Genomic DNA, 17262 nt, shown 5'->3' on the forward strand with positions numbered 1-17262 from the left:
ACACCGTGCAGTGTAGTTCCGGTAAGCTGGTCGTGTGCCAAGCCCTTCCAAGGCGCTGCGCGAGGGGTCGGCCGTCAAGCGGGCGGCCATCCTGACGGCGGCGCGCGAGCTCTTCCTGTCCGACGGCTTCGACCGGACCAGCGTGGACGCCGTGTCCGCGCGCGCGGGTGTGTCCAAGCGGACCGTGTACGACTACTTCGGCGACAAGCAGACGCTGCTGCAGGCCGTGGTCGCGGACATCTCGGACTCGCTGGTCGGCATGGTTCGCCGGACCATCGCCGGGTCGCTGAGCGGCATCACCGACCCGGGGCAACTGGAGGACGCGTTCGTCGGCTTCTCCATGCGGATCGTCACCGACATGCTCGGCTCCGCGGACTACACCACGCTGATCAAGCTGCTCGGCGGCGAGCGGCACCTGGCGGAAGCGCCGTTCGCCGACGCGCCCGAGGACGCGCTCGGCGAGCAACTGGCCGCCCTGACACAGGCCGGGCTGCTCGCCACGCCCGACCCGCGGCTGGCCGCCGACCATCTGATCGCGCTGACCTTCGGCGTGGTGCTGAACCGGCAGGGCGCCATGCCGGTCGCCGGCGACGACCGGGTCCGCCCGCTCGTCGTCGAAGGCGTGCGGGCGTTCCTCCGCGCCTACTCGGCGTAGGCCGGGGCCGGGACCGGCGCCGCGTCGGTGGCGAGGCCGAAACCGGCGCCCCGGCGGCCCATCAGGCGGCGGGCCGCGGTCAGCAGAGCCGTCGGCACACCGTGCACCAGATGCCCGTCGCCGGGCAGCACGCCGTCGCCGTCCCAGCCCTGGTACGCGTCCCACGGTCCGTCGAAGGTGCAGATCCGGACGCCCAGGTCCCGGTAGAGCGGGTGCGTCGGCACGCCCGGATTGAGCACCACGCGGTGCAGGCCGCGCCGGGCCGCCAGGCGCACCATCAGCGCCACCGGGCCCACGCCGCCCTCCCCGGCCGGCGCCCGGTCCAGGAACAGGCCCTCGGCGCCGTCCTCGCGCCAGGCGTCCACATCGGCCAGCACGTCCGCCAGGGAGCGTCCGCCCCAGTCCAGATCGACGCGCCCGAGCATCTGGTGCATCGAGCGGCGGCCGGGACGGGCCTGGACGATCCAGGTGTCGGTGTCCAGGGCGAGGTCGGCGGACGGGTGGGCGTACGGGGGGAAGAGGGTTTTCACGAAGGCCTCCGTTGATCGGCTGAGGTGTGCGCCACCAGCAGCAACCCGAGAAGGTGGGTCGCGGCGAGCACGGCGACGACGGCCGGCAGCGGCGCGAGGGACGGGGCGGGCAGGAGCGGCAGTGTCAGGATGGCCAACGGCACAGCGGCCGCCAGGGACGCGGCGGTCGCGGTACGGCGGCGCGCGGCCAGCAGGAAGGTGATCGCGAGGAGGCCGCCGAGCAGCGTCCCGGCCGCCAGCGCCAGCACGCCGATCCGAGCCTGAGCAGGCACGCGGTACGCGGCGGCGGTCAGCGCGATCCCGGCGGCCAGCGGTGGCAGCAGCGCGGACACCGTGGTCACCGCCACACTGCGGACGTGCCGGCGGTAGTCCCGTTCGCTCTCCGCCAGGTCCAGCCCGGCCTCCATCTCGTGCAGATGCCAGCCGATCAGCGTCTCCAGCGCCGGCACCGCGAGCAGCAGCGGCAGCACCGCCAGCGCCAGCGCCACGGTCGGTCCGGCATGCCACATCAGCACCGCCGTACCGGCCTGGCCCGCGCCGAGGACCAGATGTCCTGCGCCACGCCAGATCGCGCCCCGCCGCAGCCGCGGCCGCCCCGGCACCCGTCGCATGATCACCGGCCGGTAGGCGCGCACCGCCGCCACCACGATCGCGGCCGGCAGCAGCGTCCCCAGTGGCAGGTCGGCCGCCCAGCCGTCGCCCAGCACCGCGGCCACGCTGAGCGCCCCCAGCAACCAGCAGGGCAAGGACCAACGCACAACATCGGCTTCGGTACGCGTGACAAGCGCCGCCGTGACCGTCGCCAGGGTGGCCAGCCCGCCCAGCCCGACGGTGAGCGCGAGCCCCCTCGACCCGCCGAGCAGCGCGTCGGGCGCCACCCACACGAGCGCGCCCCAGATCCCGGCCACCGTGAGGAACCCGCCACCGACCAGCCGGGCGGCCGGCGCCGCGCCCGCGTTCCGCGCCACCTCGGCGCCCACACTGGTCAGCGCCTGCGCCGCGCTCCAGCCGAGCAGCGCCAGGACGGCCGGGACCAGCCATCCGAGCCGGGCGAAGACCGGAACACCGGCGACCGCGACGCTGAGCGGCCCGAGGTAGAGCGCGCAGCGGACGAACGCCGCCCCGAAGTACGGCCGTTTGGCCGGGGCCCGGCGCGCCCCGCGCTGGATCCGCCGCTGCTCCAGATGCGTGAGGACGGAGACCCCGACCCCGTGCAGCGACATCCCGTATCGCCGCCGCGCCTCCTCGTCGTCGTCGAGACCGTGCTGTCCGATCTCCGCGACGACGTCGGAGGCGTCCACGATGTCGTCGCCCAGCCGCTCGGCCAGGCCGACCACCGACTCGGGTTCGGGTTCGGGCTCCTCGTCGGACACCGCCTCGCCGGGTTCCTTCGGCTCGGGCGTCGCCGCGTCGGCCACGGACGGGGGCCAGGACCATCTGCCGTCGGGTGCGGGCTCGGCCGCCGCCATCCTGCCGGCATCGGCCACCGGCAACACGGTGACCGCCTCCGGATCGTGCAGTTCGACGGGGCCGGCCACCGCGGGGACGGCAGCCGGTGGGGTGGCCACTGACGGGGTTGCCACTGACGGGGTGGCGGCTGAAGAGGTGCCTGGGCGCGGCCACAACGCCGGCATCCCGTCGTCGTCGAGGCCGATCCGGTCGTCGTCCCGGGACAGGCTGCCGAAGTCCTTCTCGCCCTGCCGGACCCCGCCGGCCAGGGCCACCCGATGGTCGTCGTCCCAGGCCGACTCCATCCATCCGTCCGGCGCCACCGCGGGAGCGGCTGATGCCGGCAGCGCCACGGCGGGAGCAACCGGCGCCGGGGGCGGCACCCGCTCGATGGCACGTTCGGCCTCCACGGCGGCCAGGTGCTCGGCCAGGAGGCTGCCCAGGCTGCGACCGTCGCGGCGCTCCTCCGACGGGACGCCGGAGGTCGGGAACGCCTGATCAGGGTGGGGTGGTGAGAGAGTCATGAATCCTCCCGGACCAGCCAGCGCAGGGTGGCCGGCGGTTCGGCTCGCGGGGCCGGCACCGACAGCGCCAGCTCGAAGGCCGGTGCGGGCGGTGGCGCGGACAGGTCGGTGTAGAGGGCGCGGTAGGCCCGGACCACCCGGTCGGTGGTGAAGTGGGTCAGCGCGCGCCGCCGGGCGGCCTCGCCCAGCGACCGTCGCCGGGCCGGCGCCCGCAGCAGCTCGATCACGGAGCGGGCCAGGTCCGCCGGGTCATCGGGCCGGACCAGCACGCCGGTGTCGCCGAGCGTCTCGGCGGCCGGTCCGAGGTCCACGCCGACCACGGCCCGGCCGGACATCATGGCCTCGATCAGCCGGTACGGCGGGTCGGCCGGCCCGGGCAGGTGCACGGCGATCTGGCCGGCCGCGTACCGGTCGCTCGGATCGGCCGGCAGCGGGTGGAGCCGGACCGCCCGGCCCAGCCCGCTGCGCTCGACCGCCTCGGCGGCGTGGTCCTCGTGCGCCGCGGTGACCCCGACCAGGTGCAGCACGGTGCCGGGTACCTGGGCGACCACGACGCCGAACGCCTCCAGCAGGTGGCCCAGCCCGCTGTCCGGCCCGCCGCTTCCGGCCCAGACCACGGCATGGTCGGCGGCGGCCGTCTCGTACGCGGCGCCGAAGCCGCCGGGGTCCACGCCGGCCGGCACCGACACCAGGCGGGACGGGCGGGCGCCGTGCTTGAGCGCCCAGCCGTGGTGGTACGCGCTCAGCGGCGCGATCAGTTCCGCCTCGGCGTATCCGGTGCGAGCGACCGACCGCCGGAACCGCCGCAGCACCGTGCGTACCGCCGGCGACAGCCGTTCCTCGGCCGGCCGCGCCCGGGCCACCGGCGCCCGAGCCTCGGTGAGCAGCAGCGGCGTGCCGGTGCGCCAGCGCCCGGACAGCGCGGCCAGCAGCGGCGTGGTTCCGCCGACGCAGTGCACCAGGTCGGCGACCGATGGCTGGACGGCCAGCGTCCGGGCCGCGTGCCGCAGCAGGGTGGCGGCGGTGCGCGCGTCGCGGACGCTGAGGCGGGGCAGCGGCAGCCGATCGTTCGCGGTCATCCGCTGCCCGGTGCGCCAGGCGTCCAGCAGCACGTCGGCGAGCGCGACCCCGGCAAGCGGCGACCCGGTGTCCTCGGGAAGCTCGTCGATCATGACGGCGAGCCGGCGCAGCCCGTCGGCGAACATCTGGTCGGCGTTCTCCTGCTCGCCGAGCAGGCCGCGGCAGAGCAGGACGGCGGCGGTGGTCGCTCCGTCGTCGGCCGGACCGGCCCGGCGTCGCTCCGGCGTCTGCGGGACGACCGCGCGCGCCGTTCGCACGTTCCGGGGCAACGGGTACGCGGGACCGCCCGCCGGTTCCCGGTCCACGACGGTGAGCAGGTCGAAGGTGACCTCGGGCAGCCCTTCGACGATCGTCCGGCACCAGCCGCCGAGCGCGTCACGGCGAAACGGATACCCACCACCGGTGAGCAGACAGATGCGCATGCGCGGCACTCAGGTCGATGCGGGGGTCGGCAATATCACGCAGGGCGCAACGACGCAGCGGCGAAAAGTTACGGGAACGTGTCGGTTAGGCGACACAATTCGGACTGTTTGTCCGATTAATGCCGATTCAGCTGCGGCCGAAGATCTGGCCCCACACGATCGATCCGTCGCCGGCCTTGACCGCACCGACCCCGATCGCCTTGAACGAGCAGTTGAGGATGTTGGCCCGGTGCCCCTCGGAGTTCATCCACGAGTTCATGACGTCGGCCGCGTCCCGCTGTCCCCGCGCCACGTTCTCACCGCCCGGGTCGTCGTACCCCTGCGCCTTGGCCCGGTCGACGAACGACCGCCCGTCGTCGCTGACGTGGCTGATGTAGAGATCACCGTGCGTGCCCAGTTCGGTGACGTGCAGGCGCATCGCCGTCCGCAACCGGGTGTTGAGCTCGACCGCGCCGCAGCCGGCCTTGTCCCGCTCGACGTTGGTGAGCCGGATGACCTCGTTCTCCTGGCCGGTGAGCCCGGGCGCGACCTTGACCTTGGTGGTCACCGCGGGCTTCCTGGTGGTCGGCTGGATCGTGGGCTTCCTGGTGACCTTGGGACTGGCCGGCGTCTTGACCTTGGGGGCTGTCTTGCCCGTGGTTGCCGGTGCCGCGGACGACGTCACCGGCGCCGGAACCGCCCGGACGCCGGGTGCCCCGCCACCGGCACCCGGCGCCAAGGCGTCGGCACCGGGTCCGGCCGCCTCGAGAGGCATGCCCTTGCCGGTGACGCTCTGCGGAAGAAGCGCGGCGCCGCCACCGAAGGCGGCCACGAGCGCGATCACGGTGATGCCGAGGGCGACGGGGGCGGGCGGTGGCGTGCGCCGTCCGCGATGCCGTCCGGTGCCTTCGCTGACGGCGATCGGCTGGTACAACGCGTTTCCTCCGGTTGACTGCCCGCGAGCGACGGGCGAGCTGAGAGATCGAGAGGACTCGACCTCGGAGACCGTAGGGCGCGAAAAACCAGGGAGGCCAGGCAGCTAAGGCAAAGATAAGTCTGTCGAAAGGCTCCCGGGGTGGCGAGATTCACTGCCGAACCGCAGGCCGACCCCGTGCTCTCGGCTTGACGCAGCGTGCGTCTGCGCGGACTATGGAGGAGTCGCCAGTCGCGCCCATCCGTGTCCGGGTAACCCCTGGACATGCGGGATCCGCACCTAAAGCTCACGTTTCCAGGTGCGGGATTCTGTGCTCACGCGTGCCCGTGAGCTCGGGTCGGCCCCGTGCTGGGCGCCGGGCGGCCGGCCGTTCCCGGCATCACTTTCACATAGAGACACGAAGTCTCACTAGGAGTTCATGATGGCGAAGGCCCTCTTCGGCCACGTAGGTGCGGCGCCCGATCGGCGCCTGATCGACGAGGTCACCCGACTGCGTTCCCGGGTGCAGGCTCTGGAGTTCGAGGTCACCCGCCTCCGGGCGGAAAACGATCGTCTCGCGGCGGCGGCCGCGGAGGCAGACGATTTCGCGCGGCTCACCGAGCCCGCGCTGACCTGAGTAGTCCTTGAGTAAGTGGGGCCGCACCGGCCCCACCCGCACCACCCCCCGAACAGCGCGCCTCCACTGAAGTGGCGGCGCGCATTCTTTTGCCCCGCCCGCTTGTCAAAATCGGCCCTCGACGCGCCGAAGCCGGAGGTCGCAGCCACGGGCGGGTAGCCTGCACCCCAAGCAGACGACAACCGACCCTCGGAGATCCGTGCACCTCAAGAGCCTGACGGTCAAGGGCTTCAAGTCCTTCGCCTCCGCCACGACGTTGCGGCTGGAGCCGGGCATCACCTGCGTGGTGGGCCCCAACGGCTCCGGCAAGTCCAACGTCGTCGACGCCATCGCCTGGGTTCTCGGTGAGCAGGGGGCCAAGGCCCTGCGCGGCGGCAAGATGGAGGACGTGATCTTCGCCGGCACGTCCGGCCGGGCGCCGCTCGGGCGCGCCGAGGTGACGCTCACGATCGACAACAACGACGGCGCTCTGCCCATCGACTACACCGAGGTGTCGATCACCCGCCGGATGTTCCGCTCCGGCGAGAGCGAGTACGAGATCAACGGCAACTCCTGCCGTCTGCTGGACATCCAGGAGCTGCTCAGCGACTCCGGCATCGGCCGTGAGATGCACATCATCGTCGGCCAGGGCCGGCTGGACGCCATGCTGCACGCCAAGCCGGAGGACCGGCGCTCGTTCATCGAGGAGGCGGCCGGCGTCCTCAAGCATCGCAAGCGGAAAGAAAAGGCCGTCCGCAAGCTCGACGCGATGCAGACCAACCTCAACCGCCTCAACGACCTCACCGCCGAGCTGCGCCGCCAGCTCAAGCCGCTGGGCAAGCAGGCCGAGGTGGCCCGGCGCGCGGCCGGCATCCAGGCCGACCTGCGCGACGCCCGGCTCCGGCTGCTCGCCGACGACCTGCACACGCTGCGCACCACGCTGGACAAAGAGATCGCCGACGAGTCGTCGATGCGCGAGCGCCGCCAGCAGGTCGAGGCGGAGAACCGCGAGGTGCAGCGCTGGCTGGCCGACCTGGAGTCCGCGCACGCCGAGGACGCGCCGCTGCTCCAGGCCGCGCAGGACACCTGGTACAAACTGTCCGCCCTGCAGGAACGCTTCCGGTCCACCGAGCAGCTGGCCGGCGAGCGTCTGCGGCACCTGTCCGCGGCGCCCGAGGACGAACGCCCCGGCCGCGACCCCGAGCAGCTCGTCGCCGAGGCCGAGCGGGTCCGCGAGCAGGAGGAGGAGCTGCGCGAGGCGCTGACCGAGGACCAGATGCGCCTGGCCGAGGCCGTCGAACATCGGCAGGAGCTGGAACGACAGCTGGCCGCGGCGGAGAACGCCCTGCGTACGGCCGCGAAAGCGATCGCCGACCGGCGTGAGGGCCTCGCCAAGCTGACCGGGCAGGTGAACGCGTCCCGCGCCCGGGCGAGCAGTGCCGGCGAGGAGATCGAGAGGCTCGCCGCCGCCCACACCGACGCGCTCCAGCGGGCGGACGCCGCCCAGGCCGCCGTCGACGAGGTGTCCGCCGAGTCGACCGAGGCCGACCGGGACAACGCCGACCTGGACGCCCGGCACGACGAGGCGGTGGCCGCGCACGACCGGGCCGCCGCGGTGGTCAAGGAGCTCTCCGACGCCGAGCGCGCCGCCGAGAAGGACGCGGCCAGCTGGAAGGCGCGCGAGGAAGCGCTCGCGCTCGGACTCAAGCGCAAGGACGGCGCCGGGGCGTTGCTCGGCAAGGCCGACCAGGTGCCGGGCCTGCTGGGCAGCCTCGCCTCGATGCTGACCGTCCGGCCCGGGCACGAGGCGGCGCTGGCCGCGGCGCTGGGCAGCCTGGCCGACGCGGTCGCGCTGGCCGGTGTCGACGAGGCCGTCGAGGCGATGCGTACGCTCAAGATCGCCGACGCCGGCCGGGCCGCGCTGGTGGTCGGCGGTCCCGCCGCGCCCGGCATGCAGGGGTCACTCGACTCGCTGCGGCCCGCCCTGCCGGACGGCGCCGTCTGGGCGCCCGACGTCATCGGATGCCCCGACTCGATCCGCCCCGCGCTCAACCGCACCCTGCGCGACGTGGTGCTGGTGCCCGACCTGGCCGCGGCGACCGCGCTGGTGGCGAGCAACCCCGAGCTGCGCGCGGTCACCCCGGACGGCGACGTGCTCGGGGCGTACTCGGCGGCCGGCGGCTCCGGTAAGCAGACCAGCTACATCGAGGTGCAGGCCGCGGTCGACGAGGCCAAGGCCAACCGGGCGGACGCCGAGGAGAGCATCGGCGTCCTGAAGGACCAGCTGGCCGAGGCCCGCGGCGTGGTGGCCGACCACAAGGAGCGCGTCAACGTGGCGGCCGCGGCGAAGCGTGCCGCGGAAGGCGAGCGCAACGCCGCCGCCCGCCGCCTGGCCGAGCTCGGCGCGGCGGCACGCTCGGCGAAGGCGGAGACCGAGCGGCTGGGCGCCGCGCGGCAGAAGGCCGAGGCCGCCCGCGACCGGGACCTGGCCGGGCTGGACGAGCTCGAGGAGCGCCTGCGCCTGGCCGAGGACTCGCCGATCGACGAGGAGCCGTCCACCGAGGACCGCGACATGCTGGCCGGCATGGTTCCGCAGGCCCGGCAGAACGAGATGGAGGTGCGGCTGGCCGTCCGTACCGCCGAGGAGCGGGTCGCGTCGATCTCCGGCCGCGCCGACTCCCTGCTCCGGCAGGCCAACCAGGAGAAGCAGGCCCGGGAGCGGGCCGCCGCCCGTCGGGCCGCACGGGCCCGCGGCGCCGAGATCGCCAAGGCCGTCGCGATCGGCGCCGCCCAGGCGATGCGCCGGGTCGCGGTCTCCCTGGAGGCCGCGGTCGAGGCGAGAGACGAACTGGCCCGGGCGCGCACCGCCCGCGAGGCCGAGCTGCAGGAGGTCCGCGCCAGCGCGAAGCGCCTGGTGTCCGAGCTGGAACGGCTCACCAACGAGGTGCACCGCGACGAGGTGGCCCGGGCCGAGCAGCGGATGCGCATCGAGCAGCTGGAGGCCAAGGCCGCCGAGGACTTCTCGCTCGACGTGGACACCCTGGTCGGCGAGTACGGCCCGGACCAGTGGGTGCCGCCGACACAGGTGGAGGTGAACGCCGCGGAGAGCGCCGGCGAGCCCGCCCCCGAGCCGGTGCCCTACCACCGGCCGACCCAGGAGAAGCGGGCCAACAAGGCGGAACGCGAGCTCGCCCTGCTGGGCAAGGTCAACCCGCTGGCGCTGGAGGAGTTCGCCGCGCTGGAGGAGCGCTTCAAGTTCCTCTCCGACCAGCTCGAGGACCTGCGGGCCACCCGCAAGGACCTGCTCACCGTGGTCAAGGACGTGGACGACCGGATCCTCGAGGTCTTCACGTCGGCCTTCGAGGACACCGCCCGCGAGTTCGAGTCCGTCTTCCAGGTGCTCTTCCCCGGCGGTGAGGGCCGCCTCGTGCTGACCGACCCCGAGGACATGCTGACCACCGGCGTCGAGGTCGAGGCGCGTCCGCCGGGCAAGAAGATCAAGCGCCTGTCGCTGCTCTCCGGCGGCGAACGCTCGCTGACCGCGGTGGCCATGCTGGTCGCGATCTTCCGGGCCCGCCCCTCGCCGTTCTACATCATGGACGAGGTCGAGGCCGCCCTGGACGACGTCAACCTCGGCCGCCTGATTACGCTCTTCCAGCAGTTGCGGGAGAAGAGCCAGCTGCTGATCATCACGCACCAGAAGCGCACCATGGAGGTCGCCGACGCCCTGTACGGCGTCACCATGCGCGCCGGTGTGACCCAGGTGATCAGCCAGCGCCTGAATCGAGACGCGGAGGAATAAGCACAGTGCATCGCCAGCCGGCCCGGGCCTTGCTCATCGACCTGGACGGCGTGCTGCGCCACTGGGATCCCGCCGTCCCCGCGGCGGTCGAGTCGCGTTACGGCCTCGAGCCCGGCGCGCTGCTCAGCACGGCGATGGTGTGGGAGCTCTACCGGCCCGCCGTGGCAGGCGAGATCACCGACGCACAGTGGATGGAACTGGTCGCGTCCCGGCTCCCGCTCCCGCCCGCCGACGCGGCCGAGGCTGTGGCGCAGTGGCAGTCCCACCGCGGTTCGGTGGATCAGGAGCTTCTCGATTTCGTACGCGAGGTGCGAGCCGCCGGCCGTCCGGTCGGCCTGGCCACCAACGCCACCGACCGGCTCCGTGCCGACCTGGAGTCACTCGGCCTGACCGACGAGTTCGACGTGATCCTCAGCTCCTGGGAGCTGAAGATCCACAAGCCGGTCCCCGAGTTCTTCGCCAAGGCCGCCGAGGCCCTGGCGACCGAGCCCCCGTGGGTGATGGTCGTGGACGACGACGACCGCACGATCCGCGCCGCCCGGGCCGCCAAGATGATCGCCTTCCGCTGGACCGAGCGCCGCGACTTCGCCTACCTGCGCCCTGCCCTCGGCCTCTAGTCGCCTTCCGGGGTGATGGCCTTCTCGCCCAGGCCCCCGGGGTGCCCGCTTGGTGGTGGTGTTGTCGTCGCTTGCGTTGGTTGTGGGGTTGGGCTGGTTGCCGGGCGCTCGGGGTGCCCGCTTGGTGGTGTTGCCGGTTACTCGTGCGGGCGCGGCGGCCGGTTACTCGTGCGGGCGCGGTGGGCGGCTACTCGCCGGTGGTGCCGTCGATGCGTTCGCGGAGGAGGTCGGCGTGGCCGTTGTGGCGGGCGTACTCCTCGATCAGGTGCAGGTAGACCCAGCGGACGTTGAAGGTGGTGTCGTTGCGGGTGAAGGTCTGGTCCAAGGGGAGGCCGGCCGCCGTGGCGCGGACGCTGTCGAGTTCGGCCAGGTAGGTCGCGAAGTCGGCCTCGGCGTCCGCGTCGCCGACGTCGTCGAAGTCGCCGTCGGGGTTGGCCTCCGAGCAGTAGAACGGGTCGAGTTTCTCGCCGGCCGCGCTGTTGCGGAACCAGCCTCGCTCGACCTCGGTCAGGTGCCGGATCAGGCCCAGCAGGGACATGCTGGACGGATCGGTCGCGTGTTGCTTGAGCTGCTCGGCGGTCAGGCCGGCGCACTTGGTCAGCAGGGTGGCGCGGTGGAACTCGAGCATGCTTTCGAGCATCGTGCGCTCGTCGCCGGCCTTGGCCTTGTGCTGCCGGTCCACGGCCGGTGCCGTCCAGTTGGTCATGACCTGAAGCCTAAGCCGACCTCAGTCGCCGGTCACTCCGTCGAGGCGTTCGCGGAGGAAATCCGCATGGCCGTTGTGGCGGGCGTACTCCTCGATCATGTGGAGGTAGACCCAGCGGAGGCTGATCGCCGGCACCCGGCTCGTGGCGAACTCGTGTTCCAGCGGCAGCCCGGCAGCCGCCTGCCGGGCAAGGCCGACCTCCGCACGGAAGGTGCCGAAGTCGGACTCGGCATCGGCGTCCTCCACGTCGTCGAAGTCGCCGTCCGGATTGGCCTCGGAGCAGAACAGCATGCCCACGTCCTGGCCGGCGGAGCGGGTGCGGAACCAGCTGCGCTCCACCTCGGCCATGTGCCGGACGAGGCCCAGCAGGGTCAGGTTGGACGGCTCGACGGCCGCCTTCTTGAGCTGGCCGGCGGTCAGGCCGGCGCATTTGCTCAGCAGGGTGAGCCGATGCCAGTCGAGCCAGCCCTCGAGCATCGCGCGCTCGTCACCGGTCATCGGTTCGGACTGTCGATCCACGGCAGGTGCGGTCCAGGTAGTCATCGAGACCCATCCTGCCGGGTGACACAGGCGGCGGCGACCGATATTCACGGCCGCAGTTCGACCGTCGCCACCTCGAAGAGTTCGCCGTCCGGACTCGTACCCTCGATCGTCATCTCGGCGTGCGCACCGCGATGCCGCAGCGTGCTCACCGCGTTGCCGAAGTAGGGCCCGGCCAGGCGCTGCCAGCGCAGCGGCGCCTCGGGCACGCCGGCCTTTTCCGCCATCGTGCGGGTGACCCTCGCCGCGGCGCGCGACCAGCTGAAACGCATCAGCGGGCGCATGAAGGCCGGCACCTGGTTGTGGATGGGCGAGCAGGTGAGCTGGTGGACGGGAGTGGTCACGCCCGGGCCCAGGTCGGCTTTCGCCACGTATGAGTGGTGCACGTCACCGGAGAGCACGCTGATCGTCTCGGGCGCGCGGTAGGCGCCGCTGAGCCCGACCCGGTGCGTCGGCGAACCGTCGCCACCCTCGCCCAGCCGCCGGAACAGCTCGGTCAGCGCCTCGAAGGACTTCCGGAACGCCGCCCAGTGCTCCAGGTCGACCATCCGGCGCAGGCGCTCGGCGTTCCCGGCGCGGCGGCGGCTGGGCGCGTCGGCACTCTGTTCGTTCCACGCCTCGACATTGTGGATCGCCGGCGGCATCAGCCACGGCAGCGACGAGCCGACGACCAGGTGGTCGTAGTCGCCGTGCGCCTGGTCGACGAACCAGTTCCACTCCTGCGCCGGCAGCATCTCGCGCCCGCCCCGGACCAGGACGCGGTTGCAGCGGTTGTCCAGCATCACCAGGCGGGTGCGACCCAGATCAAGGGCAAAACTCCATTGGTACGGCCGGTCGGTGTTGTCCGCCGACTCCGGCCGGTCCACCGCCAGCCCGAAGTCGTGCAGCAGGTCGGTGGCGTCGTCGACGGTCGTCACCTTGTGCAGCAGCGGGTCGGCGGCGAGCTGGTCGGGGCTGAGGTTGCCCAGGTGCTGGTAGACCCAGTACGACGCCAGGCCGGCCGAGATCCGCTCCCGCCACCAGCCCTGCTCGTTCATCTCCTCGCGCCACGACGACGACGTGTTCCAGTCGTCGATGATCTCGTGGTCGTCGAAGATCATCACGCTGGGCACGGTGGCGAAGAGCCAGCGCACCTCGGGGTCGCGCCACGACTCCAGGTAGAGCTTCGTGTACTCGTCGAAGGAGACCACCTCGTCGTCCGGGCCGTGGTAGCCGGCCGCGCGGCGGCGCTTCAGGAACTTCCTGATCTTGGCGGTGGGCTTGTCCGCGTACACCTGGTCGCCGAGCAGCACGATCAGGTCCGGGCGCAGGTCCGGGTCCTGTGGATCGGTCATCAGGCGGCGGGCGTACGCGTCCAGCGCGTCCGGTGGCAGCTTGCGGGCGGTGGCGTGCGGGGTGGCCTCGCGGCACGACCCGAAGATCAGCCGCACCGGGTGCTCGGCGTCGTCGGCCGGCCGGGTGCGGATGAAGGACGGCGGGTACGGCGAGTCGGCCAGCGGCCACACCTCGCGCCCGTCGAGCGTCACCCGGTAGGGGTGGTCGGCGTCCGGGAGCAGGTCCTCGACCACCACGATCGCGTAGTGGTGGCCGTACGCGGAAAAGGTCTGCGCGGAGCCGGCGGCCCCGCCCTCGGCCTCGACCCGCACGAACGTGGGCTCTGTGGTCTCCACCCAGACGGTCGCGCGGGCACCCACGACGCGTCGGAGGACAGGCCCGATGAGGAGGTGCGCCGTCACGGGCACAGTCTCCCTACGGATCTTGATTTCCGCCAGCGGGCGATCGGGTCGCTTCCCGGGCGAACACGTCGCGGACACCCTCCAGGTACCGGACGACCACGGCGAGTTCCGGCGCGGTCAGGTCCGCCTCGAGATCGGCCAGGGAACGCAGGCCCGGACTCAGCTGCCGGAGCAGCTCGGCGCGTCCCCCGGCCGTGACGTGCACCTCCAGCCGGCGCCGGTCGGTCGGGTGCGGCCGGCGTTCGACGTGGCCGCGGCGTTCGAGCCGGTCGACGATGCCGGTGGAGGCGGCGGTGCTCACCTCGAGCCGCCGGGCCAGCTCGCTGGGTGTCGACACGCCGTCGATCAGGTGCTCCAGCGTGTCCAGCTCGGTCTCGCTGAGGCCGGTACGCCGGGTGAGGGTCCGGCGCAGCCGCACCGCCTCGTCGACCAGTTGCCGGACGGCGCTCATGGCAGGCGGCGGGTCGGTGAACTCGTCCATAACCTTTCACCTACTTAGTTGCTAAGCTGATTAGCGATATTACTTCATGGAAGGAACAGCCGTCATGCAAACACGCGGAGCAGTCCTGGTCTCCGGCGCGGGTGTCGCCGGCACCACCGTCGCCCACTGGCTGCACCACCACGGCTGGGACGTGACGGTGGTCGAGCGGGCCCCGTCGCTGCGCGCCACCGGCCAGAACATCGACGTCCGGGGAGCCGGACGCGAGGTGATCCGGCGGATGGGCCTGGAGGAACGCATCGCCCGGTCCGGGACGGGCGAGGTCGGCACCCGGTTCGTCGACCGGTCGGGCCGTGCGGTCGCCGAGTTCCCGGCCGGGTCGGGGGACACCGCCGGCGCCACGGCCGAGGTGGAGATCCTCCGCGGCCAGCTGGTCGCCACCCTGGACGAGCTCGTCGAGGGCCGGGTCGAGCACGTCTACGGCGACAGCATCACCGAGGTCACCCAGGACGACGCCGGCGTCGACGTCACCTTCGAGCACGCGTCGCCGCGGCACTTCGACCTGCTCGTCGTCGCCGAAGGCATCCGGTCCCGCACACGCGAGCTGATCTTCGGCGCCGAGGCGCGGATCCGGGACCTCGGTCAGTACGTCGCCTACGGCGCCATCCCGCGGACCGCGGACGACGACGACTGGTGGCGCTGGATGGTGGCCGGCCGGGGCCGGGCGGTGATGCTGCGCCCCGACAACGTCGGCACCACCCGGGCGTCGCTGGCCTTCCTCGGACCGCTCGAGGGGCTGGAGCGGCTCGAACCGGCACGCCAGATCGAACGCCTCCGTGAGGTCTTCGCCGACATCGTCTGGCAGGCGCCGCGCATCCTGGATTCGCTCGCGGCCGACCACGGCGACTTCTACCTGGACCGGGTCGCGCAGATGTACGCGCCCGCCTGGTCGCGCGGCCGGATCGCGCTGGTCGGCGACGCGGCCTACTGCGCCTCGCCGATCAGCGGCATGGGTACGAGCCTCGCGCTGACCGGCGCGTACGTCCTCGCCGGGGAACTCTCCGCCCGGCCGGAGCACGGCGCGGCGCTGAGCTCGTACGAAGCCCTGATGCGGCCGTACGTCCGCAAGGCGCAGCAACTACCGCCGGGCGCGCCCCGCATCGCCAACCCGTTCAGCCGGCACGGCGTGGCCGCGTTCACCACCGGCCTGCGCCTCGCCGCGTCCCGGCCGGGGCGTGTACTGGGCGGCCGGCTCTTCACCCCACCGGCCGACGAGATCGCCCTGCCCGCCTACGCGGTTCCGGAACGCGCTTAGCGGTTCCGGAGCACGGGGATCTCCCGGATCATCGCGGCACCGAGGGCCTCACTCAGGATGCCCCTCGGTCGCCGGGGCGGCCCGCACGTGATCGTCTCGGTCGGTGTGACGATCACGTCGACGCTGAAGTCGTGCTCCGCCTCGGGCAGCTCGGCATCCACGACCTGAAGCTGATGGACGGTCGTGACGATCGTTGTCTGCGGCCCGACGAGCCCGGCCTCCGTCAGCAACGCCACCTCGATGTCCGAGTAGCCCGCGCCCTTGCCCACCCTGACTCCTCGCCGGTTGACCGCCACGCTGCCGCACACGACCAGATCGACCGGCCGCATCTCGTCGGGCCCGACCTTCGGTGAGTCTGTGGCCGCCCCGTCGCTCGTGGCCGCGTCATCAAAACTCAGGTTCGAGACTGTCGGGTCGACCATGAAGAACGGCTTGAGGGAAGCCAACCTGGGTACGGCCATGTAAAGGAGCTTGCCGTCCCGCAGCGCACGAAGGCGCACCGGAAACTGAGCCCGATCGGGATTGGCTTTGACAACCCGAGCGTGCCGCCACACGTCCAGTTCGCCGAGCCGTGCAGACGTTTGCTCGGCTCCTTCGAAGGCGGGGATGTGGCCGTGAACGCCGAGCGGTGCGGCGTTTTCCCGCTCCAGGATCGTCCATACCTTCTCCCGGGCGGCCCGCTTGGCGCGAGCGATGTCAGAAGCCGGCATTGTCTCCCGCCTTCCAGGCCGCGGTCATCAGGGCGAGCAGCCGGTCGTTGACATCCTGGACGGCTGGCTCGTTACGCCACGGCCGTAGTTCGCGAGCGGCGGTGAAGACCACATTGAGGCCGCCCCCGCCTCGGTTCTGTTCCAGTACGCCGATCGCTGCGTGCAGGCGGCCGGCAGCGGTGTCGATGTTGCGGCGGCGGATGCTCGCGATCGCCAAATTGCCCAGCAGGATGGCAGTCGCCTTCTTGCGTTCGTGGAGCATCTCGCAGGTCCGTTCGAGGATCGCCTCGGCCCTGTCCGGCTTATCGAGATGCAGCCAGCAGGAGCCTGCCAATCGGCCGTGCTGGCTGGGGCAGAAGAGCAATGCCGCCGGGTCGTCCGGCGTGACGGCGGCGAAGTGCACCTCCGCCGCGCCCAGGGACTCGTCGCAGCTCCGCGCGTCGCCGAGCATGGCGTGGGCCTCATCGACGTGAAGGAGGGCGAGTCCGGCGACGACATGGCTGTCGTGCCGGCTGGCCAGGGCCGCCCGATGGGCAAGCGCCAAACCGACCTCTGGGCGGCCCTCCCCATACAAGGCGATGAAGCTCTTACGCAGCTCGGCGTTGCCCTCGGCGACGCCGTCCCGTGTGTGGTGCGCAGCCCTGATCGCCTGGTCGAAGTAGCCGTTGGCGGCAGCGTGGTCGCGTCGCTGAGATGCGTCCCAGACCAGCTGGCCCATGAGGGTGGACGATTCGACGTCGGTAGCCCAGAGTTCGCGTCGTAGCCGTCCGGCGGGCGCGTGCTGCAGAAGGAACGTCGTCTGGCCGTGAAGCTGTCCTGCTTCGGCGAGCAGGAGGGTGGATGGCTCGTGCTCATACCGTTCGTCGAGTCGGCGTACCCGCTCGCGGAGATAGGCGACGGCGATGAGGTCGACGCTGCCCGGGTTTCTGAGCACGTAGTCGAGACGTTCGTTCGGCCGGGACGGCGCCTCACCGATGTCGGCCAGCAGAGCGGCTAGATCCTCGACAGAGACCTTCAGCGCGGCGGCAAGTTTCCGGCGATGCCAGGGCTGCGGCTCCGTGTCAGCGCGTTCCCAGCGAACCACGGTGGAGCGGTCGACATGTACGGCCTCGGCGAGCTGCTCCTGAGTCAGTCCGATCCCCTTGCGGCGCTGTGCCAGGCGATACCGCTTGGGAGCCATCATCGTCCCTCCGCCGTTACGGCTGCCTATGGATATCTATTCATCCAGG

15 protein-coding genes are annotated in these 17262 nt (G+C 72.1%); 5 read left to right on the top strand and 10 right to left on the bottom strand.

Features of this window, described 5'->3' with window-relative positions; translation table 11 throughout:
• The first annotated feature begins 34 nt into the window (after positions 1 to 34).
• Positions 35 to 655 carry a TetR/AcrR family transcriptional regulator gene (locus tag QSK31_RS09185; RefSeq protein ID WP_285682794.1) on the top strand — a complete coding sequence of 207 codons (621 nt, stop codon included), beginning with the start codon at positions 35 to 37 and terminating at the stop codon, positions 653 to 655.
• Here QSK31_RS09185 and QSK31_RS09190 read toward each other — a convergent pair.
• The 4 genes from QSK31_RS09190 to QSK31_RS09205 all read right to left on the bottom strand — a co-directional run bounded on the left by QSK31_RS09190 (position 643) and on the right by QSK31_RS09205 (position 5573).
• The gene (locus QSK31_RS09190) at positions 643 to 1185 is read right to left on the bottom strand and encodes a putative glycoside hydrolase (protein WP_285682796.1); all 543 of its coding nucleotides are present in this window, start codon (positions 1183 to 1185) and stop codon (positions 643 to 645) included. The genes QSK31_RS09185 and QSK31_RS09190 overlap by 13 nt on opposite strands.
• Positions 1182 to 3158 (bottom strand): hypothetical protein, encoded by a 1977-nt coding sequence (locus tag QSK31_RS09195; protein ID WP_285682800.1) that lies wholly within the window; start codon positions 3156 to 3158, stop codon positions 1182 to 1184. The genes QSK31_RS09190 and QSK31_RS09195 overlap by 4 nt, the downstream gene beginning before the upstream one ends.
• Positions 3155 to 4660 carry a DUF3492 domain-containing protein gene (locus QSK31_RS09200; RefSeq protein WP_285682802.1) on the bottom strand — a complete coding sequence of 502 codons (1506 nt, stop codon included), beginning with the start codon at positions 4658 to 4660 and terminating at the stop codon, positions 3155 to 3157. The genes QSK31_RS09195 and QSK31_RS09200 overlap by 4 nt, the downstream gene beginning before the upstream one ends.
• Before the next feature lie 127 nt (positions 4661 to 4787).
• Positions 4788 to 5573 carry a CAP domain-containing protein gene (locus tag QSK31_RS09205; protein WP_285682803.1) on the bottom strand — a complete coding sequence of 262 codons (786 nt, stop codon included), beginning with the start codon at positions 5571 to 5573 and terminating at the stop codon, positions 4788 to 4790.
• Positions 5574 to 5994: 421 nt separating this feature from the next.
• Here QSK31_RS09205 and QSK31_RS09210 point away from each other — a divergent pair, with 421 nt between their 5' ends.
• The 3 genes from QSK31_RS09210 to QSK31_RS09220 all read left to right on the top strand — a co-directional run bounded on the left by QSK31_RS09210 (position 5995) and on the right by QSK31_RS09220 (position 10587).
• Positions 5995 to 6189, top strand: coding sequence for a hypothetical protein (locus QSK31_RS09210; protein WP_285682804.1), 195 nt, complete (start codon positions 5995 to 5997; stop codon positions 6187 to 6189).
• 199 nt (positions 6190 to 6388) lie between these two features.
• Positions 6389 to 9970 (top strand): chromosome segregation protein SMC, encoded by a 3582-nt coding sequence (gene smc / locus QSK31_RS09215; protein WP_285682805.1) that lies wholly within the window; start codon positions 6389 to 6391, stop codon positions 9968 to 9970.
• 5 nt (positions 9971 to 9975) lie between these two features.
• Positions 9976 to 10587 carry an HAD family hydrolase gene (locus QSK31_RS09220; RefSeq protein WP_285682806.1) on the top strand — a complete coding sequence of 204 codons (612 nt, stop codon included), beginning with the start codon at positions 9976 to 9978 and terminating at the stop codon, positions 10585 to 10587.
• A 187-nt stretch (positions 10588 to 10774) separates the two neighbouring features.
• Here the strand turns inward: QSK31_RS09220 and QSK31_RS09225 are convergent, their stop codons facing one another.
• The 4 genes from QSK31_RS09225 to QSK31_RS09240 are packed head-to-tail and all read right to left on the bottom strand — an operon-like array spanning position 10775 to position 14050.
• Positions 10775 to 11293, bottom strand: coding sequence for a DinB family protein (locus tag QSK31_RS09225; protein WP_285682808.1), 519 nt, complete (start codon positions 11291 to 11293; stop codon positions 10775 to 10777).
• Positions 11294 to 11314: 21 nt separating this feature from the next.
• Positions 11315 to 11836, bottom strand: a complete 522-nt coding sequence (locus QSK31_RS09230) for a DinB family protein (RefSeq protein ID WP_285682809.1) — start codon at positions 11834 to 11836, stop codon at positions 11315 to 11317.
• Positions 11837 to 11880: 44 nt separating this feature from the next.
• Positions 11881 to 13569: an alkaline phosphatase D family protein gene (locus QSK31_RS09235; protein ID WP_502872919.1), complete on the bottom strand. Its 1689-nt coding sequence runs from the start codon at positions 13567 to 13569 to the stop codon at positions 11881 to 11883.
• Between the two features lie 13 nt (positions 13570 to 13582).
• Positions 13583 to 14050: a MarR family winged helix-turn-helix transcriptional regulator gene (locus QSK31_RS09240; protein ID WP_285682813.1), complete on the bottom strand. Its 468-nt coding sequence runs from the start codon at positions 14048 to 14050 to the stop codon at positions 13583 to 13585.
• A gap of 64 nt (positions 14051 to 14114) precedes the next feature.
• On the opposite strand from QSK31_RS09240, the gene QSK31_RS09245 reads away from it, so the two are divergent.
• A complete protein-coding gene (locus QSK31_RS09245) occupies positions 14115 to 15323 on the top strand; it encodes an FAD-dependent monooxygenase (protein ID WP_285682815.1) in 1209 nt (402 codons plus the stop codon).
• Here QSK31_RS09245 and QSK31_RS09250 read toward each other — a convergent pair.
• Entirely contained in the window at positions 15320 to 16033 is a 714-nt protein-coding gene (locus QSK31_RS09250; protein ID WP_285682817.1) for a 5-formyltetrahydrofolate cyclo-ligase, read from the bottom strand. The genes QSK31_RS09245 and QSK31_RS09250 overlap by 4 nt on opposite strands.
• On the bottom strand, positions 16020 to 17216 hold the full coding sequence (locus QSK31_RS09255) for a helix-turn-helix transcriptional regulator (RefSeq protein ID WP_285682818.1): 1197 nt from the start codon (positions 17214 to 17216) through the stop codon (positions 16020 to 16022). The genes QSK31_RS09250 and QSK31_RS09255 overlap by 14 nt, the downstream gene beginning before the upstream one ends.
• Between the last annotated feature and the right edge of the window lie 46 nt (positions 17217 to 17262).

Origin of the sequence: Actinoplanes sp. NBRC 103695 (genome assembly GCF_030269485.1) — a bacterium.
In the GTDB taxonomy this organism is placed as follows: domain Bacteria; phylum Actinomycetota; class Actinomycetes; order Mycobacteriales; family Micromonosporaceae; genus Actinoplanes.

Coding starts and splice junctions, on each gene's coding strand:
- QSK31_RS09210 (WP_285682804.1), top strand. CDS start 5,995: ATGGCGAAGGCCCTCTTCGGCCACGTAGGTGCGGCGCCCGATCGGCGC.
- QSK31_RS09195 (WP_285682800.1), bottom strand. CDS start 3,158: ATGACTCTCTCACCACCCCACCCTGATCAGGCGTTCCCGACCTCCGGC.
- QSK31_RS09240 (WP_285682813.1), bottom strand. CDS start 14,050: ATGGACGAGTTCACCGACCCGCCGCCTGCCATGAGCGCCGTCCGGCAA.
- QSK31_RS09225 (WP_285682808.1), bottom strand. CDS start 11,293: ATGACCAACTGGACGGCACCGGCCGTGGACCGGCAGCACAAGGCCAAG.
- QSK31_RS09245 (WP_285682815.1), top strand. CDS start 14,115: ATGCAAACACGCGGAGCAGTCCTGGTCTCCGGCGCGGGTGTCGCCGGC.
- QSK31_RS09255 (WP_285682818.1), bottom strand. CDS start 17,216: ATGATGGCTCCCAAGCGGTATCGCCTGGCACAGCGCCGCAAGGGGATC.
- QSK31_RS09230 (WP_285682809.1), bottom strand. CDS start 11,836: ATGACTACCTGGACCGCACCTGCCGTGGATCGACAGTCCGAACCGATG.
- QSK31_RS09200 (WP_285682802.1), bottom strand. CDS start 4,660: ATGCGCATCTGTCTGCTCACCGGTGGTGGGTATCCGTTTCGCCGTGAC.
- QSK31_RS09250 (WP_285682817.1), bottom strand. CDS start 16,033: ATGCCGGCTTCTGACATCGCTCGCGCCAAGCGGGCCGCCCGGGAGAAG.